Below are 26,997 nucleotides of genomic sequence, written 5' to 3' on the forward strand. Positions count from 1 at the left end.
CACCCGCACCGGGCTCGCAATCGCTTCGGCGTGGGGCGCCGCTGGCTGCGGCAGGGTGAAAAGGCCAGCCTCATCGCTGGCACATGGCTTGCGAAGCAAAGGGCAGACCAGCTTTGTTGTGAGGTTTGGCATGAAGAAGATGAAGCTCGTGATGGTGGGCAACGGCATGGCCGGCGTGCGCACGCTGGAGGAGCTGCTGAAGATCGCGCCGGATCTCTACGACGTCACCGTCTTCGGCGCCGAACCCCATCCCAACTACAACCGCATCCTGCTGTCACCGGTGCTGGCCGGCGAACAGACCGTCGACGAGATCATCCTGAACCCGCTCTCCTGGTATGAGGAGAATGGCATCACGCTGCACCTGGGGCTTGCGGTCACCGAGATCGACCGCGTCCGCCGCCGCGTGGTGGCGGCCGACGGCACCGCTGCCGACTATGACCGCCTGCTGATCGCCACCGGCTCCAACCCCTTCGTGCTGCCGGTGCCGGGCAAGGACCTCGAAGGCGTCATCGCCTATCGCGACATCGCGGACACCAACGCCATGATCGATGCGGCGGCCAAGTACAGGCACGCGGTCGTCATCGGCGGCGGGCTGCTCGGCCTGGAAGCGGCCAATGGGCTGATGCTGCGCGGCATGCAGGTGACCGTGGTGCACCTGACCGACACGCTGATGGAGCGTCAGCTCGATACCGTGGCCGGCGACCTGTTGCGCAAGTCCCTGGTCGAGCGCGGTCTCAACTTCATGCTGGGTGCGCAGACCCAGGCCCTGCTGGGCAACGAGGCCGGCCGGGTCCGCGCGATCCAGCTCAAGGACAAGGAGGGGCAGGTCATCGAGACGCCCGCCGACCTCGTCGTCATGGCCGCCGGCATCCGCCCCAACACGGCCCTGGCCGAGAAGGCAGGGCTGCTGTGCAGCCGCGGCATCGTCGTCACCGACACCATGCAGACCGTGACCGATCCGCGCGTCTACTCGGTGGGCGAGTGCGCGGCCCACCGCGGCATCGCCTATGGCCTGGTCGCACCGCTGTTCGAGCAGGGCAAGGTCTGCGCAACGCACCTTGCCCAGTTCGGCATCGGCCGCTACCTGGGATCCTCGGTCAGCACCAAGCTCAAGGTGACGGGCATCGACCTCTTCAGCGCCGGCAACTTCACCGGTGGTGCAGGCACGGAGGAGATCGTCATGAGCGACCCCTTCGCCGGCATCTACAAGAAGCTGGTGATCCAGGACGACCAGCTCGTCGGTGCCTGCCTGTACGGGGACACGGTGGACGGAGGCTGGTACTTCAAGCTGCTGCGCGAAGGCCGCAAGATCGCCGACATCCGCGACAAGCTGATGTTCGGCGAGGCCGGCGCCAACATCGGCGACGTGGGCCACCAGGGACAGAACCGCGCGGCGGCGATGGCCGACACCGACGAGGTCTGCGGCTGCAACGGCGTCGCCAAGGGCAGCATCTGCAAGGCCATCCGCGACAAGGGCCTGTTCACGCTGGACGAAGTGCGCAAGCACACCAAGGCGAGTGCGTCGTGCGGAAGTTGCACCGGCCTCGTCGAGCAACTCATCATGTTCACGGCCGGCGGCGACTACTCCGCCACCCCGAAGAAGAAGGCCATCTGCGCCTGCACCGACGCCAGCCACCAGGACGCGCGTGACGTGATCGCCAAGGCCCGCCTGCTGACCAAGGAAGAGGTCTTCCGCGCACTGGACTGGAGAACGCCTGACGGCTGCGCCAGTTGCCGCCCGGCCATCAACTATTACCTCATCAGCACCTGGCCCAAGGAGGCTGTCGACGACCCGCAGAGCCGTTTCATCAACGAGCGCTCGCACGCCAACATCCAGAAGGACGGCCGCTACTCGGTCGTCCCGCGCATGTGGGGTGGCGAGACCACGGCCGAAGAACTGCGCCGCATCGCCGACGCGGTGGACAAGTACCAGATCCCGACCGTCAAGGTCACCGGCGGCCAGCGCATCGACCTGCTGGGCGTCAAGAAGGAAGACCTCGTCAGCGTCTGGAAGGACATCGGCATGCCGTCCGGTCATGCCTACGCAAAGGCGCTGCGCACCGTGAAGACCTGCGTAGGGTCTGAATGGTGCCGCTTCGGCACCCAGGACAGCACCCAGATGGGCAAGGACCTTGAGCGGGCGCTGTGGCGAATGTACGCGCCGCACAAGGTCAAGATCGCCGTGTCGGGCTGCCCGCGCAACTGCGCCGAGGCCGGCATCAAGGACGTGGGTGTCATCGGCGTCGAATCCGGCTGGGAGATCTACGTTGCCGGCAATGGCGGCATCAAGACCGAGGTGGCCGAGTTCCTTTGCAAGGTCAGGACGCCGGAGGAAGTGCTGGAGGTCAGCGGTGCCTTTTTGCAGCTTTACAGACTGGAAGGCTGGTACCTGGAACGAACCGTGCATTACGTCGGACGGGTCGGTCTCGATCACGTCAAACGCAAAGTCCTGGAAGAAGCCGACAGCCGCAAGGCGCTGTGGGCCCAGCTCCAGTTCAGCCTCGACGGCGAACCCGACCCCTGGTTCGACTTCGACAAGGCCCAAGTCGACCTGCGCCAGTTCCAGAAAGTCCCGGCCTGAACCCGTCGACCTGAAAGTCCGCATGCAGTACTCGCGCCGTTTCTTCGTCACCGCCCTGGGCGCCGCCCCATTTGCCAGCATCGGTCAGCCCATTTCGGCCTGCGCAACGCCCAGCCTTGGTGCATTGAGCCAGCGCATGGGCAAGGCCTGGCTATGCATGGCCAACCCCGAACTGGCCTCTGCCGCCCGCGATGTGCTGGCGGCCAGCCAGGTCACCTTCGAGCAGCAGCTGGTCCAGTTGAGCCGCAGCCCCGCCGGCCCGGAGCACGCCGGCAGCCTGCGCGCACTGGCCCGCCGCTACGAGGACTACCAGGGTCTGCTGGCCGGCACGCCGGGTGAAGGCCAGCGCGCATTGCTGTCCACCGCCAACGAGATGCTGACGCTGTCCCAGCTGGCCAACACGGCCCGCGCCACCCAGCCGTGGCAGGTGCGGCTGGCCGCGCGCCAGCGCCTGCTGTCGCAGCGTGTGGCCCTGCTGGGCCTGGCCAGCCCCGGCGTCGAATCGGTACGACGCGAACGCCAGACCGCCATCTATGAATTCGAAGCGGGATTGCAGACCCTGCGCAGCGCCGGTGCCCCCGCGCTGCAGCAGCGCCTGGCAATGGCCGACGCGGCCTGGGCGCCGCTGATGGACGGCATCGCCCGCGGGCGGCCCGCCACGGTCTTCGACGCCAGCGAGCGCCTGCTGGCCGTCATGGACGCGCTCACCGAGCATTGCGCCCGTACGAACGCCTGAGCGCCCGCCATGAGCTGGACCCGCATCTGTGCCCTGCAAGACATCCCGGTGCTCGGCTCGCGCCGCGTGCAGCGCGCCAAGGGCATGGACGTGGCGCTGTTTCGCACTGCCGAGGATGAGGTTTTCGCGCTGCTGGACCGCTGCCCGCACAAGGGCGGCCCGCTGAGCCAGGGCATCGTCTTCGGCACGAGCGTGGCCTGCCCGCTGCACAACTGGACCGTCGCCTTGAATGACGGCTGTGCCCGGGAGCCCGACGAAGGCTGCACGCCGGCCTTCCAGGTGAAGCTGGACGGCGGCGAGGTCTTTCTGTTGAAGACCGAGCTTGAGAGCCTGGCCGTGGACCTGCCCGCGCCCCTGGCCGGCCCCAAGATTTCAATTGCAGCGGTGTAAGCGGCACATGACCGTCAGCATGACCGCCCCGGCACAAGAACATGAGCGAGACAAACTCCACCCATCCCTGCTGCGGATACGCGCTGACGCGCGATTCGCTTAGCGGCGGCACGAAGCACGCCCCTCCCGTCCCCTCGCCGAGCGCGGGGCTGCGCAACCGGAGGGGGCGGCCGTGAGCGAAACAAAGTCCACCTGCCCCTACTGCGGCGTGGGTTGCGGCGTCGTCATCGAGCATGACGGCACACAGATCACAGGAGTGCGCGGCGACCCCGACCACCCGGCCAACTTCGGACGCCTGTGCACCAAGGGCACCAACCTGCACCTGACAGCCACCCCGGTCGTCCTGCAGCATCAGCGCCTGCGCGAGCCGCGCAAACGCGCGACCCGCGGCGGGCAGCCCGAGGCCATCGCCTGGGAGCAGGCCAACCGCGAGATCGCCGAGCGGCTGCTCGCCATCCGAGCCGAACACGGCCCCGAGTCCATAGCCGTCTACATCTCCGGCCAGCTGCTGACCGAGGACTATCACGCCTTCAACAAGCTGGCCCGCGCCGTCATCGGCACACCGCACATCGATTCCAACTCGCGGCTATGCATGAGCTCGGCCGTCGTGGGCTACAAGCAGGCCCTGGGCGCCGACGCGCCCCCCTGCAGCTATGAGGACATCGAACTGGCCGATTGCGTGCTGATCAGCGGCGCCAACCCGGCCTGGGCCCACCCCATCCTGTTCCGTCGCCTTGAAGCCGCGCGCGCCGGCAAGGCAGGCCACAGGCTCATCGTCATCGACCCACGCCGCACGGAGACCGCGGAACTGGCAGACCTGCACCTGCAGATCCGCCCCGGCACCGACGTCGCGCTGTGCCATGGCCTGCTGCATGCCGTCGTCTGGCAGGGCTGGACGGCCGACGATTTCATTGCCAAGTCCACCGCAGGCTTCGATGCACTGAAGGCAATGGTGCGGGACTGGACACCAGCTCGCGCGGCCCAGGTGTGCGGCGTGAAGGAGGCCGACATCTGGCAGGCCGCCGAATGGTTCGCCACCTCACCGAGTTCGCTCAGCCTCTATTGCCAGGGCCTGAACCAGAGCAGCAGCGGTACGGCCAAGAACACGGCCCTCATCAACCTGCATCTGGCCACCGGGCAGATCGCCAGGCCCGGAGCAGGCCCCTTCTCGCTGACGGGCCAGCCCAATGCCATGGGCGGCCGAGAGAGCGGTGGCATGGCCACGCTGCTGCCCGGCCACCGCGATCCGGCCAAGGCCGAGGACTGGGCCGAGATCGCCGCGCTATGGGGCGTGCCTGAGCTGCCAAACAAGCGCGGCCACACTGCCGTGGAGATGTTCGAGGCCGCCGCCCGCGGCGAGATCAAGGCGCTGTGGATCGCCTGCACCAACCCGGCCCAGTCCATGCCTGACCAGGCCACCGTGCGCAAAGCGCTGCAGCGCTGCGAGCTGGTCATCCTGCAGGAAGCCTTTGCCCACACCGCGACGGCCCGCTATGCAGACTACCTGCTGCCCGCGGCGACGTGGGGAGAGAAGGAAGGCACTGTCACCAACAGCGAACGCCGCATCAGCCGCGTGCGCCCGGCCGTGCCGGCGGCGGGCGAAGCTCGCGCCGACTGGCGTATCGCCCGCGACATCGCCGCGCTGGTCGATGCCGGGCTGGGCCGCGCACCGCGCCTCAACGCCGACAAGGCGGAGGATCTCTGGCTTGAGCACCGCGAAGCCACGCGCGGCCGCGACCTCGACATCAGCGGCCTGTCCTGGACCACTCTGGATACCGACGGCCCACAGCAGTGGCCCTACGTCACGGCCGGCACGCCGCGTCTGTACACCGATGGCCGTTTCGCCACCGACGATGGCCTCGCCCGCTTCGTAACGCGGCCCTACCAGGCCACGGCCGAAGTGGCCTCTCCCAAGCGCCCCTTTGCGCTGACCACCGGCCGCCTGCGAGACCAGTGGCATGGCATGAGCCGCAGCGGCAGCGTGCCGCGCCTGTTCGCCCACGAAGGCCGGCCACTGGTGCGCGTGAACCCGAGCGACGCCGCGCGTCGCAAGCTGGCCGAGGGCGAGCTCGTCCACGTGCGCTCCAAGCGCGGCGAGGTCGTGCTGCCGCTCAAGCTGGACGAGAACGTGCCGCTGGCTGGCGCCGACATCGCCATGCATTGGGGCGACGAGTTCGTCGGAGCGCAGCTCGGCATCAACGCGGTGACCCAGGGCGCCTTCTGCCCCGACTCCAAGCAGCCCGAGCTGAAGTTCAGCGCCGTCGCCATCGAGCCGGCCGACCTGCCCTGGCGCCTCAGCGCCTGCGCCTGGGTGACACCCGAGGACGGCCCCCGGTTGCGCGAGCAGCTGCGCGCGCTGATGCCGCACTTCGGCTACGCGCATTGCCTGCCCGAGCCAGCCAGGGGTGAGCAGGTCGGCTGGTCCTTCGAGGCCGCAAGCGCAGAGGCGCCCGCGCCCGCGCTGGTCGACGCGATCGCCGCTGCGCTGGGCCTGAGCGGCCCAGCCGTGCTGCGCTATGCCGACGCCCAGCGCGGCCGGCTGCGGCTGCTCCATCTCGATAGCGACGATCTGCAGGTCACACCGCTGCAGGCCCTGCTGCGCGTCGGCCAGCACGAGGAAGGCGCATGGCTGGTCGACCTGTGGCGCGAGCGCACGGCGGTGGCCACCGTGGGCCGATGGCTGCTGTCGCCCGGCGCGCCGCCCACCAACGCGACGGCGGTCAGCCCGCAGGTCTGCAACTGCTTCGACGTGCGCGAGGACGTCATCCGCCTGACGCTGGCCCGCTGCAGCGGTAGCCCCGCCGAGCGCCTGTCACAGCTGCAGGCGCACGAGCGCTGCGGCACGCAATGCGGGTCCTGCCTGCCAACGCTGCGCCGCCTGGTCGTCACCACGCCCGAGGAGATCCCCGCATGAGCTCGCTCCACGTCGTTTCCCTGGTCGGCGCAGGCCCTGGCGACCCGGAGCTGCTGACCGTCCGCGCGCTCCGGCGCATCGAAGCCGCAGACGTCGTACTGGCCGACGACCTCATCGACCCGCGCGTGCTGTCCCTTGTGAAGGGCCGCCTGCTGCGCGTCGGCAAACGCGGCGGCTGCATCAGCACCGACCAGCACTTCATCCACGCGTTGATGATCCGCGAAGCCAGGGCCGGCCACCGCGTCGTGCGGCTCAAGGGCGGCGACCCCTTCGTGTTCGGCCGCGGCGGCGAGGAAGTCGATGCACTGCGCAAGGAGGGCCTCGACGTGGAGGTCGTGAGCGGCCTGACGAGCGGCATCGCCGGCCCGGCGGCGGTCGGCATTCCGGTCACCGACCGCCGCGCTTCGCCCGGCGTCATCCTCGTCACCGGCCACCCGGGCGAAGGCCGCGCCGAGCCCGACTGGGCAGCGCTGGCACGCACCGGCCTGACCCTGGTCATCTACATGGGCGTCGCCCGCGCGGCCGACATTTCCGCCAGCCTGCTCGCCGCGGGCCTGCGCGCCGACCTGCCCGCGGCCGTCGTCAGCGCGGCCCACACGGCACGGCAACGACATGCCACGACAACGCTGGCCGGCCTGCCCGACTGCATCGCCCGCGAGGGGCTCAAGAGCCCGGCCCTGCTGGTCGTCGGCGAGGTGGCCGCACACGCGGGCGTGGCTCATGCCTGGCCTGGAGTTATGGCTGGCTGAAGCAAAGTGATGGCCGGGCGATGACCGGTTGCACGGCACTGTCCCCGACCGGTGACACCAGCGCCGAACCGGACACGCACACATCCCCCAGCCGAGGATGGCGCCGCCGCACGGCGCGTCGCACACTGCCGGCCCCAATCACTCGGAGGCCTACATGAAGTTCCCATTGCCTGCCGCAGCCGCCCTCACGGGTGCTGCACAGGCCCCGATCAACATCGAGCCGATCTGCTACGGCTGCGCTTTCTCGAACGACCCGGCGTCCCTGGTCGACCGGACCATCACGCCTATCACCCCAGCTCTGCAGTTGCCGGCTCCGGGATGGAGCCTGCACGAGGGGTGCCTGTGATGAGCCTCAACTGAGCTTGAAGCTGCTCACCAGCTCCGCCAACCGCACGGCCTGCTCCTTCAGCGACTGAGCCGCCGCGGCGGACTCCTCCACCAGCGCCGCGTTCTGCTGGGTCATCTGGTCCAGCTCGGTCACGGTGCCGTTGACCTGGGCAATGCCTTGGCTCTGCTCGATGGCAGCGGCGCTGATCTCGCCGATCATGTCGGTCACGCGCTGCACGGAGCCGACGATGTCAGTCATCGTCGCTCCGGCGTCGCTGACGAGGTGGGTGCCGGCCTCCACGCGCTCGACGCTCGCGCCGATCAGCGCCTTGATCTCGCGGGCTGCTTCGGCGCTGCGCTGGGCCAGCAGCCGCACCTCGCCGGCCACGACGGCAAAGCCGCGGCCCTGCTCTCCGGCACGGGCTGCTTCCACCGCTGCGTTCAGCGCAAGGATGTTGGTCTGGAAGGCGATGCCGTCGATGGTGCCGATGATGTCGGCGATCTTGCGGCTCGCGTCGTTGATCTCGCCCATGGTGCTGACGACGCGCGACACGACTTCGCCACCGCGGCCGGCCGTCTCTGCAGCAGCGCCCGCGAGCTGCTTGGCCGTCATGGCCGAATCGGCGCTCTGGCTGACGGTGCCCGTCAGCTGCGTCATCGAGCTGGAGGCCTGCTGCAGGTTGGAGGCCGTCTGCTCGGTGCGTTGCGACAGATCCATGTTGCCCGTGGCCACCTCGGTGGATGCGACCTGGATGCTCTCGGCCGACTCGCGGACCTGACCGACGATCTCGGACAGCGACTTCTGCATCGCAGCCAGCGCCTGCATCATCTCGGCGGACTCGTCCGTGCCGCGCACCTGGGGGGCGCGCGACAGGTCGCCATCGGCCATGCGCTCGGCAAAGCGCTTGGCCGCCATCAGCGGGCCGATGATGGAGCGCGAGATCTGTACTGCCAGCGCGCCGCCGATGATGATGCAGACGACGAAAGCGACGATGAAGCCGACAAAGACGTTGCCGATCCAGCTGTCGACCTTGGTGAAGACCTCGTCACCGCGCCGCTTCAGATCGCCTTCGATGTTGTTGAGCATGGCCAGCGCCGGGTCGTAGGCCGCATCGGCAGCCTTCATGTCCTCGGAGGCGGCCTGTGCGTCGGCGTAGCCGCCGGCCGCAAGCTTGTCGGCCACGGGGCGTACGGCCTTGCGGTAGTCGGCCATCAGCCCGCGGAACCGGACGAGAGCTTCCCTGCCCTTTTCCTCCGTGGTCACCGCACCGAAGTCGTCCATGGCCTTGTCCAGGCCCGCCTGGGCAGCGTCCCAGCCCGTCCTGGCACGGGCAGCGCCTTCCTTGTCGAGGAGGGACGCCACCAGCGTCGCCGTAGCCACCTTGCTCTGCAGCAAATGGGTGCGCGCCGCCACAGTGATGTTGGACGTCGGGATGAGCTTTTGCGTGATGCCCTGGATGGCCTTTTGCGACACGCTCAGGCCGAAACTGCCCAGGGCCACCAGCAGCGCCGTCATCAGCAGGATGAGGCCGAAAGCCAGCCAGAGGCGGGCTTGGATGCGCAGGCGTCTGAGCATGGAGGTTCTCCTGATGGAAAGGGGCCAGCAGTCGCCGGCCGATTGAAGCAGAAACCCGCACAGGAGGATACAAATGCGCTGGTAGGCTCGCGGCATCGTTCACGCCACAGCCCCACATGAGCTTTCTGGCCATCGACATCGGCAACACCCGGCTCAAGTGGGCCGTCTACCCGGACGGCGCCCGACCCGGCACCCAGCCGCTGCAGCATGGCGCCGTCTTCCTGGAGAACATCGACCGCCTATCCGACGAGGACTGGCACGGCTTGCCCGCGCCTGCACGCATCCTGGGCAGCAATGTCGCCGGCGACGCGGTACGCCGCCGCGTCGAGGAGCAGATGGAGCACTGGGATCTCAGCGCCCGTTGGGTCGTGCCCGCCGCCGAATGCGCCGGTGTGAGGAACGGCTACGACCATCCGACCCGCCTGGGCGCCGACCGCTGGGTAGCTGTCATCGGCGCCCATGCGCATGCCCTCATGCGCGGCTTCGACGGACCGATGCTGACCGTCATGGTCGGCACTGCGGTGACCGTGGACGCACTGTCCAGCGATGGCCAGTTCCTTGGTGGCCTGATCCTGCCAGGCCACGGCATCATGCTGCGCGCATTGGAAGGCGGCACCGCAGGACTGCGCGTACCGACCGGCGAGGTGCGCGACTTCCCCACCAACACCAGTGACGCGCTCACCACCGGCGGCACATTCGCCATCACCGGGGCCATTGAGCGCATGCACCGGCTGCTGGCCAAGCGCGAGGGCCGCGAGCCCCTGGTGCTGATGACGGGTGGTGCCGGCTGGAAGGTGGCACCGGCGCTGGATGCGCCCCACGAGCTGATCGAGGGGCTGCTCTTCGACGGCCTGCTGGCCATCGATGCAGCGCGGGCCTGACCTTGGCGCTTAGGCCGGCCAGGGCCGGCCAGGGCCAGCCCGCGCGGGTGCCCTCAGCTATGGAAGTAGCTGAGCAGGGTGCAGGCCAAGGCGCCCTCCACCCATTGCTTGCCGTCAGGGGACTTCAGCCAATTCAGCGCGGCCAGCCGGTCGCCGGGCACCGGCCGCATGCTGAAGACGACCTCGGGCCTTTCATCGAATTTCGTCAAGAGCGTGCCGCTCTCCATCTGCCACCCCTCCGTCGGCGCGCCGGCACCGGCGGCCGAGGGCAGCGGCGGTGGCGTCACGAAGCGGTCCGCAACGGGGACCGGGGCGGCCGTGGGCTGCGTCGGGCAGCCTGCACAGGTGGGCACGACCACGGCGCCGTCGCCTCCCGCGTCACGCAGCGCTGCACCGCCCGGCAGCGGAGGGTTGGGAATCAGGGTCCGGCCCGTCGTCGTCGACGCGTCGCAGGACCAGACCGCGAAATCCGCCAACTCGGGCGCCGGGCCGCTGGCCGTCTGGCCATGCTCAAGTTCTTCGACCTTGACGACTTTGAGCCACGCGTACTCGATCTGAAGCGCCATGCTGTCCTCCTTGACAGGTAAATTGCGTCACCGTCGGTAACGTCGCTGGAGGATAGTCAGTCGTGCTGGCCCTGAGCATTGGCCGTTTGGGCCAGGTCTTGATGGTGAGCCTGATGGCCGTGGCGGTCGCGACGCTGCCTGGAAGCGGCGCGCGGCGTGACCCCGCTCCCGCACGCATCGTCTTCCTCGCCAGAGGCGATGCCTCCCGCGACAGCTACTTCCAGCGCTTCGCGGACGCCTTCCGGAGCCGGCATGCGCGGCTGCTGAAACAGGTGCAGCTGGTGGCGCTGAGCGTGCCCGACGATCCCGAGCAGATGGAAGGCGCCTTGAAGGCCGAGGCTCGCACCCATCCTGCCCTCTTCGTCGTGCAGAACGGTATCCAGGCCCAGGTCGCGCGCAGGGCCGCGCCGGCAGTGCCAATGATCTTCTCCAGCCAGGCAAGCCCGCTGCGGCTGGGTGTGGCGTCGGGCATGCTCAGGCGCCCCGAGCCCACCACGGGCCTCTGGGTCAACGACGAGTTGGACGGCAAGCGCCTGGAACTGCTGCTGGATGCCTACCCCACGCTTCGCAACGTCGCGGTGCTCGGCAATGCCGAGTGGGTGGATGGGCTGAAGGAGCACCTGGCCGAAATGCAGGCCGTCGCCGCAGAGCACGGAGCTCGCCTGATCCTGCTGCAGGCCGAGTCCGTCGATGCCGCGCTCTCGCTGGTCGATGCGCCGGGCGCGCGGGACATCCAGGCCTGGTGCCTTCCCCGTACGACGCTGAGCCTGGACGGCCGCGTCGGCCGGCGCATCGCAGCCCAGGGAAAACCCCTCATGGCCGCCTACACACCGGACGTCTACGAGATCGCCCATCTGTCCTATGCCCACGACCGGGGCTTCATCGGCCCGGCCATGGCCGACCTCGCAGCCCGCATCGTGCTGGGCGAGCCGGCGGGCTCCATTCCCATCCAGGTACCGCAGCGCTTTCAGCTGGCAGTGCGGATCGTGCCCGACTCACGCATGCCGGCCATGAACCCCGACGTCGTGCGACGTGCGGACGTGGTGATCCGATGAGCCCAGTTCGGTCGTCCGAAGGCGCGCGCACCCGCGCGGCAGGAAGGCACATCTCGCGAAGGGCTCTCCGGTGAGCGCAGACGGCAGGGACAGGCTCTCGCCGCTGACGCGACGCTACGCGACACGCCTGTGCGGGCTGACACTGCTGTTGCTGCTGGTGTCGGGCGTCGTGGAAATGGGCTTCAGCTACCGCGAGTCCATGGAGCACATCGAGCGTCTCCAGACCGTGCAGGCGGACGCCGCGGCACACGAGATCAGCGCCTATCTCACGGGCATCGAGGGCAGCCTTCGCGACGTGGCCAAGCTGCCGTGGGGCGAGCGCGACTTCGGTCCTGCCGAACGCCTGCAGGAGTTCTACCGGCTGATGCAGGCGGTGCCCGCCATCATCGAGCTGCGCGCGATGGACGGCGCAGGTAGGGAGCAGTTGATGGTGTCGCGCAACGCGGCCGCGCGGCACGGTTCGGGACACACGCTCGCTGACGCCGATGCCCTGAAAGCCACGTCCCAGCACCCCTTGCTGCGCGGCAGGACCTACTTCCGCGATGGCCACATGCCGACGATGCGAGTCGCCGCCTACGACGGGCAGGCTGCTGTGGTGGCAACGGTCGACCTGCGCCTGCTCGGCGAGATCGTCACGAGGCTGCGCCCCGGCGACGAAGGCCATGCCTACATCGTCGACGACGCGGACACGCTGATCGCGCACTCTCGCGGGACCGAGGTGCTGGGGGGCGTGGACTTGTCGCACCTCGAGTCCATCGCGCGCGCGCGCCGGGCCGGGGAGACGGGTGCCCGGCTGGCAGGGCTGTCCACCCGCAACCCGCGCGGGCAGGCGGTGATCGTGACCGCCTCGCCAGTCGGCGAAACGGGCTGGCTCGTGTTCGTGGAGCAGCCGCGCAGCGAGGCACTCTCGCCGGCCCTGGCCACGCTGGCCCGCACACTGGCGCTTATGGGCATCGGCGGCCTTGCCGCGTTGATTCTGGGCATCGCGTTCGCTCGCCGCATGGCGGCGCCTATCGTCTCGCTGCGGGACGCCACGGCGCGCATCGTGGCGGGGCAGCTCGACTCGGCTCTGCCGGCACGGCACAAGAAGCACAGGCACGACGAGGTCGAGGACCTGGCTAGCGACTTCGGCCAGATGACCCTGCGCCTGCGCGAGCTGTACGCCAGCCTGGAAGCCAAGGTGGCCGAACGCACCGCCCAGCTGTCCGAGGCGCGTGATGTGCTGGCCGCCCGCGCCGACGAGATCGCCTCGCTGAACCAGCAGCTGATGAGCCAGCTCGACGAGCTCTCGCTGCGAAAGGATGAAGCCGAACGCGCCAACGCCGCAAAGACCCGCTTCCTCGCTGCCGCCAGCCACGACCTGCGCCAACCCATGCACTCGATCAGCCTGCTGATCGGCGTACTGCGCACACGCCTGGGCGATCCCGCCCATATCGACCTCGCCGACAAGGTGCAGTCGGCCGTCACGACGATGGAGAACCTGTTCGGCAACCTGCTCGACATTTCCAAGCTCGATGCAGGGACCGTCCACCCTCACGTGGAGGACGTGGACCTGGGCTGGCTGCTGGAGCGCGCAGCCCACACCTGGCTGCCGCAGGCCCAGGAGAAAGGCCTCAGCCTGCGCGTGCGGCCATGCCGCTGGATCGTGCGGGGTGACGCGACGCTGCTGGAACGCATCGTCGGCAACCTGCTCGCAAATGCGATCCGCTACACCCGCAGCGGTGGCGTGCTGGTGGGCTGCCGGCATCGCGGCGAGCACTGCGAGCTGCAGGTCTGGGACACCGGCCCCGGCATCGCCGAGCGGCACCGCGAGGCCATCTTCGAAGAGTTCTTTCGCATCGAGGCGCCGGGAACGGGACAGGAAAAAGGGCTGGGCCTGGGGCTGTCGATCGTGCGACGCTGTGTGCACATCCTCGGCTACAGCATCGCCGTGCAAAGCCGCGAAGGCCGAGGCTCCGTGTTCCAGGTCAGGCTGCCGCTGGCGGCCGGGACCGCGGCGCCGCATGCCGCCAGCGCCACTCTGGGCACACCGCTGCAGGTGCTCGATGGCAGTTTCATCGTCGTCGTGGACGACGAGGCCACCAACCGCGAAGCGGTGCGCGACGCGCTGCTGGCCGCCGGTTGCCACGTGGTGGTGGCCGCGAATGGCGAGGAAGCACTCGCGCAGCTTGAGGCGCATCTGCGCACGCCCGACCTGATCTTGACCGACTTCCAGCTGGGCACGTCCGGCAACGGGCTGGACGTGATCCGGCGGCTGCGCGACCACTATGACGAGGCGATCCCGGCGCTGGTCGTCACCGCCAACACGGACGCACGCCTGCCGGGCCAGGCCGCGGCGCTCGGCGCCGGCCTGCTGCACAAGCCCGTCGGGCTTCAGCGCCTGCTGCTGGCGCTCAAGGATTCGTTGGATGCGGCCTGAGCGGGGGGCGGCGCTTCGTCGAAGCGCAGGCCGAGTCTGCCAGCCGCAATGATGGCCTGGGTGCGGGTGGTGACGTTGAGGGCCCGCAGCACGGCAGAGGTGTGCGCCTTGACCGTGCTGAGCGAAAGATCGAGCTGGCGCCCGATCAGCTTGGCCGGCTTGCCTTGCAGCAGCAGGTGCAGCACCTCGGCCTGGCGTGGCGTCAGGCCGAGGTCCGCGGGATGGCGCTGCGGCGAGCCGCCCGCCGATCCCGGCCCGGGCTGCACCGTGGCGGCCGGTGTCGATGCGACGGGCATTGCCGCCGCAGCCGCGGCGGACGCGGGATTGCGCGCCGCGAGGAACACGCTGGGTGGCAGGTAGATGCCCTTGGCCAGGATGAGCTTGAGCGCGCCGATCATGACTGCCGAGGTGGAACTCTTGGGGATGAAGCCCATCGCACCCGCGTCCAGCGCTTCGAGCACGGTGTCCTTGTCGTCAGCCGACGACATCACGACCACCGGCATCTCGGGGTGGGTTTCGCGCAGCCGCCGCACACCCTCCAGTCCCGAGGCCCCCGGCAGTCCGAGATCGATGAGCACCAGGTCGGCGGCGCCGCGTTCCTGGATCAGCGCGACGGCCTCCTCGCAACTGCCGGCCTCCCAGGTTTCCAGCGGCTGCACGAGGGGTCGCAGGAGCAGGGCGATGCCCTCCCGGAACAAGGTGTGGTCGTCGACGAGGAGGACTCTCATGAGATGCAAGGGGTGCAGGCTGATGTTAGCGAGCAACGGGTGCGTAGCGCCGATGCCGGCATTGGGCTTTTGGATAGGCCGCAGTGGCAAGCCCCGGCCGCCCGCGCGCAGATGACTGAGCCGGCCGGGCGGCATCGAATCACCCATCCGTACTGAACTTAGGGGCGATGCGAGAACTGCGCGGGCCTACCAAACTTCTGAGCAAACAAACGCTGTCATCACCATCGCTCAGGGAGAGCCCCATCATGCTGACCGCCTACCCAGCCCCTGCCGCGAGTACACGTCCGCCGCCGGCCGGCGCCGCGACCTGTCAAGTGCTGGCCGCCCTGCCCCAGCCCATGCTCGTCACGCGGCCGGACCGCCGCCTGCTGTTCCGCAACCGCAGCGCCGACGGGCTGCTGCGCGACAGGCGCGTGGAGATGAGCGCCGAGCATCTGACTCAGATCGGCCAGCTCGATACCGCTCGATTGGAGCCACCGCTGCGGCTGGCGCAGGCGGGATCGACCTCCCATGTCGGCCTGTGGTTCACGCCGCAGATCAGCACCGGCTGGCTGCACACCATGCCCCTGCCGGCGGACCTCGCCGCCAGCGCGGGCTGGCCCGACGACGCGGTGCTGCTCGTCATCCATCTGGACCAGCCGGCTCTCACCCAGGCCGCCCGCATCGACGCACTGGCCCGCCACAGCCGGCTCAGCGCCACCGAGCGCCATGTGCTGATGCTGCTGGGCGACGGCATGACCGTCGAATCCGCCGCCACCCACCTCGGCCTGTGCATCAGCACGCTGCGCAGCCACGTGCGCAACCTGCTTGGCAAGACACAGGCGCCGTCGCTGATGCAGCTGCTGCGCTGGACCGGCAGCGCGCAGGCGCTGCCGCACTGATCAGCGCTTCACAGGATGAAGCGGCTCAGGTCCTCGTTGGCCGCCAGTGCGCCGAGCTTGGCGTCCACAGCTGCAGCATCCAGCGACACCGTCTGGCCCGAGTTGCGCGGCGCGTCGAAGCTGATCTCGTCGAGCAGCCGCTCCATGACCGTCGCCAGCCGCCGCGCGCCGATGTTCTCGGTGCGCTCGTTGACCTCGAAGGCGATCTGCGCGATGCGGCGTATGGCTTCGGGCCGCAGGTCCAGGGTGACGCCCTCGGTCGCGAGCAGGGCCTGGTACTGCTTGACGAGGCTCGCATGCGTGCTCGTCAGGATGGCCTCGAAGTCGGCCACGGACAGCGAGTCCAGCTCGACGCGGATAGGCAGCCGGCCCTGCAGCTCGGGGATGAGGTCACTGGGCTTGGCGAGGTGGAAGGCGCCGCTGGCGATGAAGAGGATGTGATCGGTCTTCACGAGGCCGTACTTGGTCGAGACCGTCGTGCCTTCGACCAGCGGCAGCAGGTCACGCTGCACGCCCTGGCGCGACACCTCGGCACCACCGCTTTCCTGCCGTGACGCGACCTTGTCGATTTCATCGATGAAGACGATGCCCATCTCCTGGGCATTGGCCAGCGCCGTCGCGCGGATCTCCTCCTCGTTGACGAGCTTGGCTGCCTCCTCGTCGACCAGCAGCTTCATCGCTTCGGCGATCTTGAGCTTGCGGGTCTTCTTCTGGTTGCCACCGAACTGGCTGAACATGCCCTTGAGTTGCTCGGCCATGTCCTCCATGCCCGGCTGGTTGCCGAAGGGCGTCAGCACCTCCAGGCTGGGCTTGGGTGCGAGCAGGTCGAGCTCGATGTCCTTGTCGTCAAGTTGGCCCTCGCGCAGGCGCTTGCGAAAACTCTGGCGCGTCGCGTTGTCAGCCTCCGAGCCGGGCAGCAGCGCGTCGAGCACACGCTCCTCCGCGGCATCCTCGGCACGCGTCTGGCAGCGCCGCATGGCGGCCTCACGCTCTTGCTTGACGGCCACCTCGACAAGGTCGCGCACGATGGAGTCCACGTCCTTGCCGACGTAGCCCACCTCGGTGAACTTGGTCGCCTCGACCTTGATGAAGGGAGCGCCCGCCAGCTTGGCGAGGCGGCGCGCAATCTCGGTCTTGCCGACGCCGGTCGGGCCGATCATCAGGATGTTCTTGGGCGTGATCTCGGTACGCAGCTTCTCGTCGACCTGCTGACGGCGCCAGCGGTTGCGCATGGCGATTGCGACGGCGCGCTTGGCGGCGTTCTGGCCGACGATGTGGCGGTCCAGCTCGGAGACGATTTCCTGGGGGGTCATGCTGCTCATTGGAGCCCCTCGTTCGATGGATACGTCGACCGATCCCCCGCGGGGATGGTCGCTTGCTTGGGGCGGCCCTGCACTGCGCGACTCATTCCAGCACCTCCAGGGTGTGATTCTGGTTCGTGTAGATGCAGATCTCGCCGGCAATCTCCAGCGAGCGCTTGACGATGTCGGCGGCAGAGAGTTCGGTGTGGTTCAGCAGCGCCTTGGCCGCGGCCTGGGCATAGGCGCCGCCGGAGCCGATCGCCACGATGCCCTGCTCGGGCTCCAGCACGTCGCCGTTGCCGGTGATGATGAGCGACGCGCTCTTGTCAGCCACGGCCAGCATCGCTTCGAGACGACGCAGCACGCGGTCGGTACGCCAGTCACGCGTCAACTCGACGGCGGCACGCACCAGGTGACCCTGGTGCTTTTCCAGCTTGGCCTCGAAACGCTCGAACAGCGTGAACGCGTCAGCCGTCGCACCCGCGAAGCCGGCCAGCACCTGGTCGCGGTAGAGCTTGCGCACCTTGCGCGCGCTGGCCTTGACGACGGTGTTGCCCAGCGTCACCTGGCCATCGCCGCCTATGGCGACCTGCCAGCCGGCAGGCGTCTGGCGGCGCACCGAGACGATGGTTGTGCCGTGATAGACGGCGGAAGAGGAATCAGAAGACATAGCCGTTCCAGTTGAGGTCCGGCCCGAGTTTCGCAAGGCCGGGGTCAGTTGATTCGGACCTTCACCTTGGCATGCTCGTTGATCCCCATCGCGCCGAAGAACAGCGCGACGAGGCGGTGGGCATCGGTGAAGACCACCGCGCGGTTCTCGCTGCGGCGTTGCAGCACCCAGTTCAGCAGATCGCCAGCAGCCATGAAGTCCAGGCGGATCAGCTTGGTGCAGGAGATGTTGATGAGGCTGGCCTCGCCGACTTCCGCCGAAAGGCCGCGCAGGTTGTCCGAGATGTCGCCGTTGAGCTGGCCCATCAGCTCGAGCTGGGCCGCGACGCTGGCCGGATCGGGCAGGCCCGTGTCCAGGAAGGTGGACTGGGCCTCGCTCTGCATGGTGCTGGTGGCCGGGCTGTTCGTCGACACACCTTCGCTACCGATGCGCACGCGGCACTTGGCACGCTCCCAAGACGGCGGCGAGACCTCGTAGGTCACGCAGTAGTCGATGGCGGCCTCGTCGAACTGATCAGGCCGGTTGGCCAGACGCAGCGCCTCCAGGCGCAGCATCCAGAGCGCGGGGTCGGTGTCGCGCTCGCCGACCGGAGCCAGCTCCTTGAGCTGGGTCAGGAAACGGTCTCCGGCCATCCAGCGCTGATCGACCTGCTGCTGGGCCCAGGTGCGGAACAGCTGGCGCATCTGGATGGCCGCGTCGATCTCGACGGCGTCCAGCGCACCCCAGTCGAAGACCCAGGGCATGGGCAGGGTCTCACAGCGCTTTTGCAGCACAGCCACGTCCTCGGCCGTCAGCAGGGCGGGCGCCGTCCAGCTCACCTGGCTGCCCTTGGCCATGGGCGAGCGGCCGGACTGGCGCGTCGACTCGGCCACCAGCTTGGGCATGGAGAACCATTGCGGCGCCGACAGGCCGAACTGCTGCGCGTACTCGACGGCGAGCGCCTCGAACTTGCCCTGGGCACCGGTGGCGCGGTAGTGGTCGAACAGCACCAGCCAGGTCTCGCCGTGGAGATTGCGGCTACCGCCGGGCCGGACCAGGTCGGTCAGCGCTCGCTCGCTGGTCTCGTAGTCGGCGTTGGCGAAGGCGATGACGGCTTCGTCGAGCTCGGGGTCGTGAACGACCTCCTGCACCTCGACGTCAGGCGTGGATTCGGCCAGCGTGAAGGACAGCGGCATGTCCAGCGGCGGCAGCTCCGGCAGGCGGCTGGGTGGCGACTCGGACAGCGGGGGGATGGCCGCACCCATGGTCACGGCGGCGGGCGGCGTGGGGGCCTGCAGGCGCTGGACCTCGCGCGGCGTGGCGAACTCGCTTACGCGGCCACTCGCCGAATCGCTGGCCGGTGGCGTCGCGACCGTGGAAGAGAAGGCCACGGGCCGCGTGCTGGTATCGAAGAAGCCCGGCTGCTGCTTGGGTACGGCCTGCGTCGTCGCAAAGCTCTCGCCCACCATCTGCTGCTCGATCTCGTCGATCTTGGCCTTCACGCCAAGGTCGAGCTTGGAGCTGGCTTCGCTGATGCGCTCGTCGTCCCCCATCCTGGACGGCGACGAGGCCAGGGCCGCGAGCTGCTCGGGCGTCAGGCCCTCGCGGCGGATGCGGCGCAGCATGTCGAGCTCGCGCTTGCGCACGAAGTCGTTGCGGCGCTTGCGCTCCACCATGGCACGCAGTTCGGCCTTGGCAAGGTCGCCCTCGGGGTCGTCCTGACGCGAGTTGATCTCGGCCCAGTCCGTCGTGGGGTTGGCCACGAAGCGCGCGACCTTGCGGAAGAAGCTGTCGCCTTCCTTGGGGTCTGCGGGCTTGGAGTCGGACATGGGCCGGCTGGGGATCAGTCCCCGAACATCTTCTGCTTGAGCTCGCGGCGCTGCTGCGCCTCGAGCGACAGCGTCGCAGTCGGGCGGGCGATGAGGCGGCCGAGGCCGATGGGCTCGCCGGTCTCGTCGCAGTAGCCGTAGTCGCCACTGTCCAGGCGGGCGATGGACTGCACGATCTTCTTCAGCAGCTTGCGTTCACGGTCGCGGGTACGCAGCTCCAGGGCGTGCTCTTCCTCGATGGTCGCGCGGTCGGCCGGATCGGGGACGATGGTGGTGTCCTCGCGAAGATGCTCGGTGGTCTCGCCAGCGTTGGACAGCACCTCGTTCTTCAGGCCTTCCAGCTTGGTGCGGAAGAACTCGATCTGCTTGGTGTTCATGTACTCCGCGTCCGGCATGGCCAGGACTTCGGCATCGCTCAGCTCGGCGCCCGACTTGGTCTTCCAGGCGTTGGCGAGCTTGGGGTCGCCCTTGGCGGCCACGCGCGGCGTCTCGTCGGCCTGGTTCGCGCCACGCACGGGCGGTTTCGGCGGGGCAAAGCGGTCCGCGAAGCGATTCGCCGGCGCGGGCGCCTCCAACGTGGCGACGTCGGCGCCGGCATCGGTTTTCTTCACACCCTTGGTGGATGCGGCGGCGGTTTTAGAGGCCGGGGTCTTGCTCACTGTCTTCTCCTCGCTCAGGGCATGCATCGGCGCGGTGTCAGACCTTGATCTCACTGCTTTCCAGCCGGCGGCCCGATTTTGAGCGCGGCGGATTGTAGCCATGTGGATTCATGCGTCCGTGCATCCCGAAAAGTTGGCCACGAGGCCAAAAAACATCACGCCAGGCAGCCTTCCAAGCCTTGCATCAGTATGTCCTTGGGCAGATCGATGCCGATGAACACCATCTTGCTCTGCTTTTTCTCTCCCGGCATCCATTTCGGGCCGAGATCGGAGCCCATCATCTGATGCACGCCCTGGAAGATGACCTTCTTGTCCGTGCCTTTCATGTGTAGGACACCCTTGTATCTGAGCATCTTGGGGCCGTAAACCTGCACGATGGCGCCCAGGAAGTCTTCCAGCTTGGCCGGATTGAAGGCCTTGTCGGAACGGAAGACGAAGCTTTTCACATCATCGTCGTGATGGTGGTGGTGCGGGTGGTCGCAATGCTCGCCATGCTCATGGTCGTGATCATGGTGATGGTGATGGTCGTGGTCGTCAGCCTTCAGGAAGTCGGGGTCGATCTCCAGCTTCGCGTTCAGGTTGAAGCCACGCAGGTCGAACACCTTGCTGAGCGCCACCTCGCCGAAATGCGCCGTCTGGATGGGCGCACGCGGGTTCATGTGCTTGATGCGGTGCACCAGGGCATCGACCGCCGCCGGCTCGACGAGATCGCTCTTGCTGATGAAGATCTGGTCGGCAAAACCGACCTGCATGCGCGCCTCCTGACGGGTGTCGAGCTGGGCGTCGGCATGCTTGGCGTCCACCAGCGTCAGGACGGAATCCAGCAGATAGCTCTCGGCGATCTCGTCGTCCATGAAGAAGGTCTGGGCCACGGGGCCGGGGTCAGCCAGGCCGGTGGTCTCGATGACGACTCGCTCGAAATCCAGCTCGCCCTTGCGGCGCTTGGCGGCCAGGTCACTCAGCGTCGTGCGCAGATCCTCGCGGATGGTGCAGCAGACGCAGCCGTTGCTCATCTGGATGATCTGCTCGTTGGTGTCCGACACGAGGATGTCGGTGTCGATGTTCTCTTCGCCGAACTCGTTCTCGATGACGGCGATCTTCTGGCCGTGCGCCTCGGTCAGCACGCGCTTGAGCAGCGTGGTCTTGCCGGAGCCGAGGAAGCCCGTGAGGATGGTGGCGGGGATGAGGCCTTGGGGCTTGGACATGATGGGGGACCGTTTTCTCGAAGGCAGCGGATATGGGGGCAGAACGCCCCGGCACAAGGTCTTGTCAAACCAATCGGCTATTCTGTCCCTTCCGCAATACCCTGACAGCTCCCCTTGAGCGAACCTCATTCAGGCCGGCCCCCAGTTCGCGGGGCCGCCAAACAACCGCCCGAGGCGCGCAGCCTGCTGGAGCGCATGCTGGAGTTCCTGCACCCCGGCCCCGACTCCAAGACCGAACTCATCGAAACCCTGGCCGAGGCCGAACAGCGCGAGCTGATCGAGCCCGAATCACGCCAGATGCTGGAGGGCGTGCTGCGCATGGCCGAGCTGTCGGCCGGCGACGCCATGGTGGCCGCCCCACGCATGGACCTGCTGGACATCGATGCGCCCTATGACGAGCTGCTTGGCATCGTCATCGACAGCGGCCACTCGCGCTTTCCGGCCTTCGAGGGCCGACGCGACAACATCATCGGCATCCTGCTCGCCAAGGACCTGCTGAAGATGCAGCGCGCGCCCGAGCTCAACGTCCGCGCGCTGCTGCGGCCCACCGTCTTCGTGCCCGAGAGCAAGGGCCTGAACGAGCTGCTGCGCGACTTCCGTTCCAACCGCAACCACCTTGCCATCGTCATTGACGAATTCGGCAACACGGCCGGCCTCATCACCATCGAGGATGTGCTGGAGGAGATCGTCGGCGAGATCGAGGACGAGTTCGACGAGCAGAGCTCCGACACCGGCATCTACACGCTGGCCGATGGCAGCCAGCGCGTGGCCGGCGACGCCAGCATCGCCGCCGTCAATGGCGCCTTCAACCTGGCGCTGCCGGACAACGACTTCGACACCATAGGCGGCCTGGTTGCCCATGAGCATGGCCGCGTGCCGCGCCGCGGCGAGGCCGTGGACGTAGCCGGCCTGCGCTTCACGGTGATGCTGACCCGCGGCGGCGCGGTGCGCTGGTTCAAGGTCACGCGCGCGCCCGAAGAAGAGTCCGACGCGTGAGGGCTGTCCAAGCCAGGACGGCCGCCACGGCCGCGCTGGCCGCCGGCCTGCTGCAGACCGCCTCCTTCGCGCCGACCGGGGCATGGTGGGCGCAGGTCGCCGCGCTGGCGCTGCTGTTCGCTGCCGTGGCCCATGCCACGCCCAGGATGGCCGCCGCCTGCGGCGCCCTCTTCGGCTGGAGCTGGCTGGCCTCCGGACTGTGGTGGCTCTACATCAGCATGCACCAGTTCGGCGGCCTCCCCTCGGTGGCGGCCGCACTGGCCGTGGGGCTGCTCGCCGCCTTCCTGTGCGGCTACTACGCACTGGCCCTGGGCTTCACGGCACGCTGGATCGGGCCCGGCCGCTGGCGGCTCCTGGCCTTCGTGCCGGCGTGGCTGCTTGCCGAACTGGCGCGGGCGACCTGGTTCAGCGGCTTCCCATGGATTGCCTCCGGCTACGCGCACACGGTTGGCCCGCTGGCCGGCTGGGCGCCATGGATAGGCGTCTACGGCATCACGGCGCTGGGTGCGCTGATGGCCGCCGGCCTGGCACTGCTGCGCGAGAAGGCCTGGCAGTTGGCCGCACCGGCCCTGCTGCTGCCGCTGGCCGGCGGGCTGCTGCCGCAGGGCTTCACGACGTCGACCGGTCATCTGGCGGTGTCGCTGGTGCAGCCCAGCATCCCGCAGGACCAGAAGTTCGACGCCGCCCGCTTCGCCGCCAATCTGGAGACGCTGGCCCGCCTCATCGAATCATCCAGGGGCCGGGTCGTCATCACGCCCGAGTCCGTCGTGCCGCTGCCGCTGGCGGAGCTGGACCGCCCGACGCTGGAGCGCCTGGCACGCCCCGACCGCCCCGTGCTGCTGGGAACATTCCTGGGCAACGTGGACGAGGGCTTTGTGAACTCTGTCGTCGCGCTGGGTGCCGACTACCACTACGGCAAGCACCATCTGCTGCCCTTCGGCGAGTTCATTCCGCCGGGCTTCGGCTGGTTCGTGCGCGCGATGAACATCCCGCTGGACGACCAGGCCCGCGGCGACCACCAGCGCGCCTGGCCCCTGGCCGGGCAGCGGCTGCGTCCGCTGATCTGCTACGAGGACTTGTTCGGCGAGGATTTCGTGCAAAGCGCAATCGGTCCTGATGCCGCGACGATCCTCGTCAACGTCAGCAACCTGGCCTGGTTCGGCACCGTGATGATCCAGGACCAGCACCTGCAGTTCTCGCAGATGCGGGCCCTCGAATTCCAGCGCCCGGTCGTGCGCTCGACGAACACTGGCGCCACTGCCGTCGTCGACCATCATGGCCATGTCACGGCCCGCCTGCCTGCGCTGGCGCGCGGAGTACTGGAGGCCGACGTCGAAGGCCGCAGCGGCAGCACGCCCTACGCCCGCTGGCTGGCCGCTGCCGGCCTGTGGCCGCTCTGGGGCCTGGCGCTGCTGGCCCTGATCGGACTGAGGAAGGCGGCACGGTAGTCCACAAATAGAATCGGCCACCCCCTCCTCTGCCCATCTCATGCTGACCTTCCAGCAAATCATCCTGACGCTTCAGGACTACTGGTCCCGCCAGGGCTGCGCCCTGCTCCAGCCCTACGACATGGAAGTCGGCGCCGGCACCAGCCACACCGCCACCTTCCTGCGAGCCCTCGGCCCCGAACCCTGGAAGGCCGCCTACGTACAGCCGAGCCGCCGCCCCAAGGACGGCCGTTACGGCGAGAACCCCAACCGGGGCCAGCATTACTACCAGTACCAGGTGGTGCTCAAGCCCGCGCCGGCCAACATCCTGGAGCTGTACCTGGGTTCGCTGCAAGCGCTGGGCTTCGACCTGAAGAAGAACGACGTGCGCTTCGTCGAGGACGACTGGGAGAACCCGACGCTGGGCTGCTGGGGCCTGGGCTGGGAAGTCTGGCTCAACGGCATGGAAGTGACGCAGTTCACCTACTTCCAGCAGGTCGGCGGCATCGACTGCAAGCCCATCACGGGCGAGATCACCTACGGCCTGGAGCGTCTGGCGATGTACCTGCAGGGTGTGGACAGCATGTTCGACCTGAAGTGGACCGACGGCGTCAGCTATGGCGACGTGTTCCACCAGAACGAGGTCGAGCAGAGCGCCTACAACTTCGAGCACAGCGATGTGGAGTTCCTGCTCAGCGCCTTTGCCGCCCACGAGCGCCAATCCAAGTCGCTGATGGAGCACCAGTTGGCCCTGCCCGCCTACGAGCAATTGCTGAAGGCCGGCCACAGCTTCAACCTGCTGGACGCCCGCGGCGCGATCTCCGTGACGGAGCGCGCCGCCTACATCGGCCGCATCCGGAACCTGGCCCGCGCCGTTGCGCAGAGCTACGTGGACAGCCGCGCGCGCCTGGGCTTCCCGATGGCGCCCAAGGCCTGGGCCGATGAGGTCGTCGCCCAGATCGAACTGAAGAACAAGAAGGCGGCCGCGTGATGTCCAACCTGCTCGTTGAACTGTTTGTCGAAGAGCTGCCGCCCAAGGCGCTGAAGAAACTGGGCGAGTCCTTCGCCGCCGTGCTGGCCGACAGCCTGAAGGCGCAAGGCCTCGCGGCTGCCGATGCGGCAGTCACATCCTTCGCCTCGCCGCGCCGCCTGGGCGTGCATGTCGCGGGCGTGCTGCCCAAGGCCGCCGACAAGGCGGTGCAACAAAAGCTGATGCCCGTGGCTGTCGCGCTGACGGCCGACGGCCAGGCCACGCCAGCGCTGCTGAAGAAGCTCGCAGCCGTCGGCGCCGGCCCCGAGGTCGTGCCGCAGCTCAAGCGTCTGCCTGACGGCAAGGCCGAGGCGCTGTTCTGGGACAGCGTGCAGCCCGGCGCAACGCTGTCGCAAGGCCTGCAGAAGGCGCTGGACGACACGCTCGCCAAACTGCCCATCCCCAAGGTCATGACCTACCAGCTGGCCGACGGCTGGACTGACGTGAAGTTCGTGCGCCCCGCGCACGGCCTCATCGCGCTGCACGGCAGAGATGTGGTGCCCGTCCAGGCGCTGGGCCTGACCTCCGGCCGCAGCACGCGGGGCCACCGCTTCGAGGCCGCTCAGGCCACGGTCAACGTCGAGTCTGCCGACAGCTATGCCGCGCAGCTGTTCGAGCAAGGTGCCGTCATCGCCGGCTTCGCCGAGCGCCGCGCCGAGATCTCGCGCCAGCTCAAGGGCGCCGCCGACGCACTGAGCCTCACGCCCATTGACGACGAAGCCCTGCTGGACGAGGTGACGGCGCTGGTCGAGCGCCCCAACGTGCTGACCTGCGCCTTCGAGCCCGAGTTCCTGTCGGTACCGCAGGAGTGCCTCATCCTGACGATGAAGGCCAACCAGAAGTACTTCCCGCTGCTGGACAACGCCGGCAAGCTGACGCGCCATTTCCTCGTCGTCAGCAACATCGCGCCGGCCGACGCCAGCGCCGTCACTGGCGGCAACGAACGCGTTGTGCGCCCGCGCCTGGCCGACGCCAAGTTCTTCTTCGACCAGGACCGCAAGAAGAAGCTGGAAGACCGCCTGCCTGGCCTCGCCAAGGTCGTCTATCACGGCAAGCTGGGCTCGCAGGGCGAGCGTACCGAGCGCGTGCGCGCCATCGCCCACGCCATCGTGCAGCAGCTCAGCATGGCGACGCTGCCGTACACAGTGGAAGCCGACGACGAATTCAAGGTACTGGACAGCAAGGTCAAGCAAGCCGCGCAGCTCGCCAAGTGCGACCTGCTGACCGACATGGTGGGCGAGTTCCCCGAGCTGCAGGGCATCATGGGCGGCTACTACGCCCGCCACGAGGGCCTGCGCGATGGCGTCGCCATTGCCATCGAGGACCACTACAAACCCCGCTTCGCCGGCGACGCGCTGCCGCGCAACCACACCGGCACGGTCGTGGCCCTGGCCGACAAGCTGGAGACGCTGGTTGGCCTGTTCGGCATTGGACAGTTGCCCACCGGCGACAAGGACCCGTTCGCGCTGCGCCGCCATGCGCTGGGCGTCATCCGCATCCTGGTCGAGAAGAACCTGCCGCTGGAGCTGCCGGCACTGATCGACGCGGCCGTTCCGCCGTTCGGCGAGCTCATCGAGAACCCGCGCGAGGCGCTGCTTTCCTTCTTCGCCGACCGCCTGGCCGTGAGCCTGCGCGACCAGGGCTACAGCGCGCAGGAAGTCGACGCCGTGCTGGCGCTGCAGCCCACGCGCCTGGGCGACGTGCCCAAGCGCCTGGAGGCCGTGCGTGCCTTTGCCGCCTTGGCGGAAGCGGCTCCGCTGGCCGCGGCCAACAAGCGCGTCGGCAACATCCTGAAGAAGGTGGAGGGCGAACTGCCCACCGAGATCAAGGCCGAGCTGCTGCAGGAAGCCGCCGAGCAGGCGCTGTCGAAAGCCATCGCCGACGTGCAGCCCCAGGCCGACGCCCTCTTCGAGCAGCATGACTACACCGGCTCGCTGAAGGCCCTCGCCGCGCTGAAGGGCCCGGTCGACGCCTTCTTCGACGACGTGATGGTCAATGCCGAGGATCCCTCCCTGCGCGCCAACCGCCTCGCGCTGCTGGGCCGGCTGCATGGCGCGATGAACCGGGTCGCCGACCTGTCGCGCCTTGCCTAAGCCTG

22 protein-coding genes are annotated in these 26,997 nt (G+C 68.3%); 14 read left to right on the forward strand and 8 right to left on the reverse strand.

Going from position 1 to position 26,997, the window contains the following annotated elements; all coding sequences use genetic code 11:
- Window positions 1-130 precede the first annotated feature (130 nt).
- From nirB to QM732_RS20050, 6 genes are all read left to right on the forward strand, one after another.
- Entirely contained in the window at window positions 131-2,581 is a 2,451-nt protein-coding gene (nirB, locus tag QM732_RS20025; protein ID WP_415657851.1) for a nitrite reductase large subunit NirB, read from the forward strand.
- 22 nt (window positions 2,582-2,603) lie between these two features.
- Complete coding sequence (locus tag QM732_RS20030) at window positions 2,604-3,317, forward strand: hypothetical protein (protein ID WP_415657852.1); 714 nt, start codon at window positions 2,604-2,606, stop codon at window positions 3,315-3,317.
- Window positions 3,318-3,326: 9 nt separating this feature from the next.
- A complete protein-coding gene (nirD, locus tag QM732_RS20035; RefSeq protein ID WP_415657853.1) occupies window positions 3,327-3,707 on the forward strand; it encodes a nitrite reductase small subunit NirD in 381 nt (126 codons plus the stop codon).
- Window positions 3,708-3,879: 172 nt separating this feature from the next.
- The gene (locus tag QM732_RS20040; protein ID WP_415657854.1) at window positions 3,880-6,621 is read left to right on the forward strand and encodes a molybdopterin-dependent oxidoreductase; all 2,742 of its coding nucleotides are present in this window, start codon (window positions 3,880-3,882) and stop codon (window positions 6,619-6,621) included.
- Window positions 6,618-7,370, forward strand: coding sequence for a uroporphyrinogen-III C-methyltransferase (gene cobA, locus QM732_RS20045; protein ID WP_415657855.1), 753 nt, complete (start codon window positions 6,618-6,620; stop codon window positions 7,368-7,370). The genes QM732_RS20040 and cobA overlap by 4 nt, the downstream gene beginning before the upstream one ends.
- A 154-nt stretch (window positions 7,371-7,524) precedes the next feature.
- On the forward strand, window positions 7,525-7,716 hold the full coding sequence (locus QM732_RS20050; protein ID WP_415657856.1) for a hypothetical protein: 192 nt from the start codon (window positions 7,525-7,527) through the stop codon (window positions 7,714-7,716).
- A gap of 6 nt (window positions 7,717-7,722) precedes the next feature.
- On the opposite strand, the gene QM732_RS20055 is transcribed toward QM732_RS20050, so the two are convergent.
- A complete protein-coding gene (locus QM732_RS20055; protein WP_415657857.1) occupies window positions 7,723-9,273 on the reverse strand; it encodes a methyl-accepting chemotaxis protein in 1,551 nt (516 codons plus the stop codon).
- A gap of 116 nt (window positions 9,274-9,389) precedes the next feature.
- On the opposite strand from QM732_RS20055, the gene QM732_RS20060 reads away from it, so the two are divergent.
- A complete protein-coding gene (locus QM732_RS20060) occupies window positions 9,390-10,154 on the forward strand; it encodes a type III pantothenate kinase (RefSeq protein WP_415657858.1) in 765 nt (254 codons plus the stop codon).
- Between the two features lie 53 nt (window positions 10,155-10,207).
- On the opposite strand, the gene QM732_RS20065 is transcribed toward QM732_RS20060, so the two are convergent.
- Window positions 10,208-10,720 (reverse strand): hypothetical protein, encoded by a 513-nt coding sequence (locus QM732_RS20065; protein ID WP_415657859.1) that lies wholly within the window; start codon window positions 10,718-10,720, stop codon window positions 10,208-10,210.
- Between the two features lie 62 nt (window positions 10,721-10,782).
- Between QM732_RS20065 and QM732_RS20070 the strand changes: the two genes are divergently transcribed.
- Both QM732_RS20070 and QM732_RS20075 read left to right on the forward strand, forming a co-directional pair.
- Window positions 10,783-11,775 (forward strand): ABC transporter substrate binding protein, encoded by a 993-nt coding sequence (locus QM732_RS20070; protein ID WP_415657860.1) that lies wholly within the window; start codon window positions 10,783-10,785, stop codon window positions 11,773-11,775.
- 70 nt (window positions 11,776-11,845) lie between these two features.
- A complete protein-coding gene (locus tag QM732_RS20075; RefSeq protein WP_415657861.1) occupies window positions 11,846-14,194 on the forward strand; it encodes an ATP-binding protein in 2,349 nt (782 codons plus the stop codon).
- Here QM732_RS20075 and QM732_RS20080 read toward each other — a convergent pair.
- The gene (locus QM732_RS20080; protein WP_415657862.1) at window positions 14,149-14,922 is read right to left on the reverse strand and encodes a response regulator; all 774 of its coding nucleotides are present in this window, start codon (window positions 14,920-14,922) and stop codon (window positions 14,149-14,151) included. The two genes, QM732_RS20075 and QM732_RS20080, sit on opposite strands and share 46 nt — an antisense overlap.
- 245 nt (window positions 14,923-15,167) lie before the next feature.
- Between QM732_RS20080 and QM732_RS20085 the strand changes: the two genes are divergently transcribed.
- Window positions 15,168-15,803: a helix-turn-helix transcriptional regulator gene (locus tag QM732_RS20085; RefSeq protein WP_415657863.1), complete on the forward strand. Its 636-nt coding sequence runs from the start codon at window positions 15,168-15,170 to the stop codon at window positions 15,801-15,803.
- Between the two features lie 8 nt (window positions 15,804-15,811).
- Here the strand turns inward: QM732_RS20085 and hslU are convergent, their stop codons facing one another.
- The 5 genes from hslU to QM732_RS20110 form a co-directional block, all read right to left on the reverse strand.
- Complete coding sequence (gene hslU / locus QM732_RS20090) at window positions 15,812-17,125, reverse strand: ATP-dependent protease ATPase subunit HslU (RefSeq protein ID WP_415657864.1); 1,314 nt, start codon at window positions 17,123-17,125, stop codon at window positions 15,812-15,814.
- Between the two features lie 82 nt (window positions 17,126-17,207).
- Window positions 17,208-17,774 carry an ATP-dependent protease subunit HslV gene (gene hslV / locus QM732_RS20095; RefSeq protein WP_415657865.1) on the reverse strand — a complete coding sequence of 189 codons (567 nt, stop codon included), beginning with the start codon at window positions 17,772-17,774 and terminating at the stop codon, window positions 17,208-17,210.
- A gap of 44 nt (window positions 17,775-17,818) precedes the next feature.
- Complete coding sequence (locus tag QM732_RS20100; protein ID WP_415657866.1) at window positions 17,819-19,582, reverse strand: hypothetical protein; 1,764 nt, start codon at window positions 19,580-19,582, stop codon at window positions 17,819-17,821.
- A gap of 14 nt (window positions 19,583-19,596) precedes the next feature.
- A complete protein-coding gene (dksA, locus tag QM732_RS20105; RefSeq protein ID WP_415657867.1) occupies window positions 19,597-20,241 on the reverse strand; it encodes an RNA polymerase-binding protein DksA in 645 nt (214 codons plus the stop codon).
- A gap of 155 nt (window positions 20,242-20,396) precedes the next feature.
- Window positions 20,397-21,446 (reverse strand): CobW family GTP-binding protein, encoded by a 1,050-nt coding sequence (locus QM732_RS20110; protein ID WP_415657868.1) that lies wholly within the window; start codon window positions 21,444-21,446, stop codon window positions 20,397-20,399.
- A 114-nt stretch (window positions 21,447-21,560) separates the two neighbouring features.
- On the opposite strand from QM732_RS20110, the gene QM732_RS20115 reads away from it, so the two are divergent.
- From QM732_RS20115 to glyS, 4 genes are read left to right on the forward strand one after another with little or no spacing between them, the layout of a single operon-like run.
- Window positions 21,561-22,442, forward strand: coding sequence for an HlyC/CorC family transporter (locus QM732_RS20115; RefSeq protein ID WP_415657869.1), 882 nt, complete (start codon window positions 21,561-21,563; stop codon window positions 22,440-22,442).
- Window positions 22,439-23,890: an apolipoprotein N-acyltransferase gene (gene lnt / locus QM732_RS20120; RefSeq protein WP_415657870.1), complete on the forward strand. Its 1,452-nt coding sequence runs from the start codon at window positions 22,439-22,441 to the stop codon at window positions 23,888-23,890. Before QM732_RS20115 ends, lnt begins: the two co-directional genes overlap by 4 nt.
- Window positions 23,891-23,930: 40 nt before the next feature.
- Window positions 23,931-24,860, forward strand: coding sequence for a glycine--tRNA ligase subunit alpha (gene glyQ, locus QM732_RS20125; RefSeq protein WP_415657871.1), 930 nt, complete (start codon window positions 23,931-23,933; stop codon window positions 24,858-24,860).
- On the forward strand, window positions 24,860-26,992 hold the full coding sequence (gene glyS / locus QM732_RS20130; RefSeq protein WP_415657872.1) for a glycine--tRNA ligase subunit beta: 2,133 nt from the start codon (window positions 24,860-24,862) through the stop codon (window positions 26,990-26,992). The genes glyQ and glyS overlap by 1 nt, the downstream gene beginning before the upstream one ends.
- The last annotated feature ends 5 nt before the right edge of the window (window positions 26,993-26,997 follow it).

Origin of the sequence: Roseateles sp., assembly GCF_047654805.1 — a bacterium.
Lineage (GTDB): Bacteria > Pseudomonadota > Gammaproteobacteria > Burkholderiales > Burkholderiaceae_C > Pelomonas.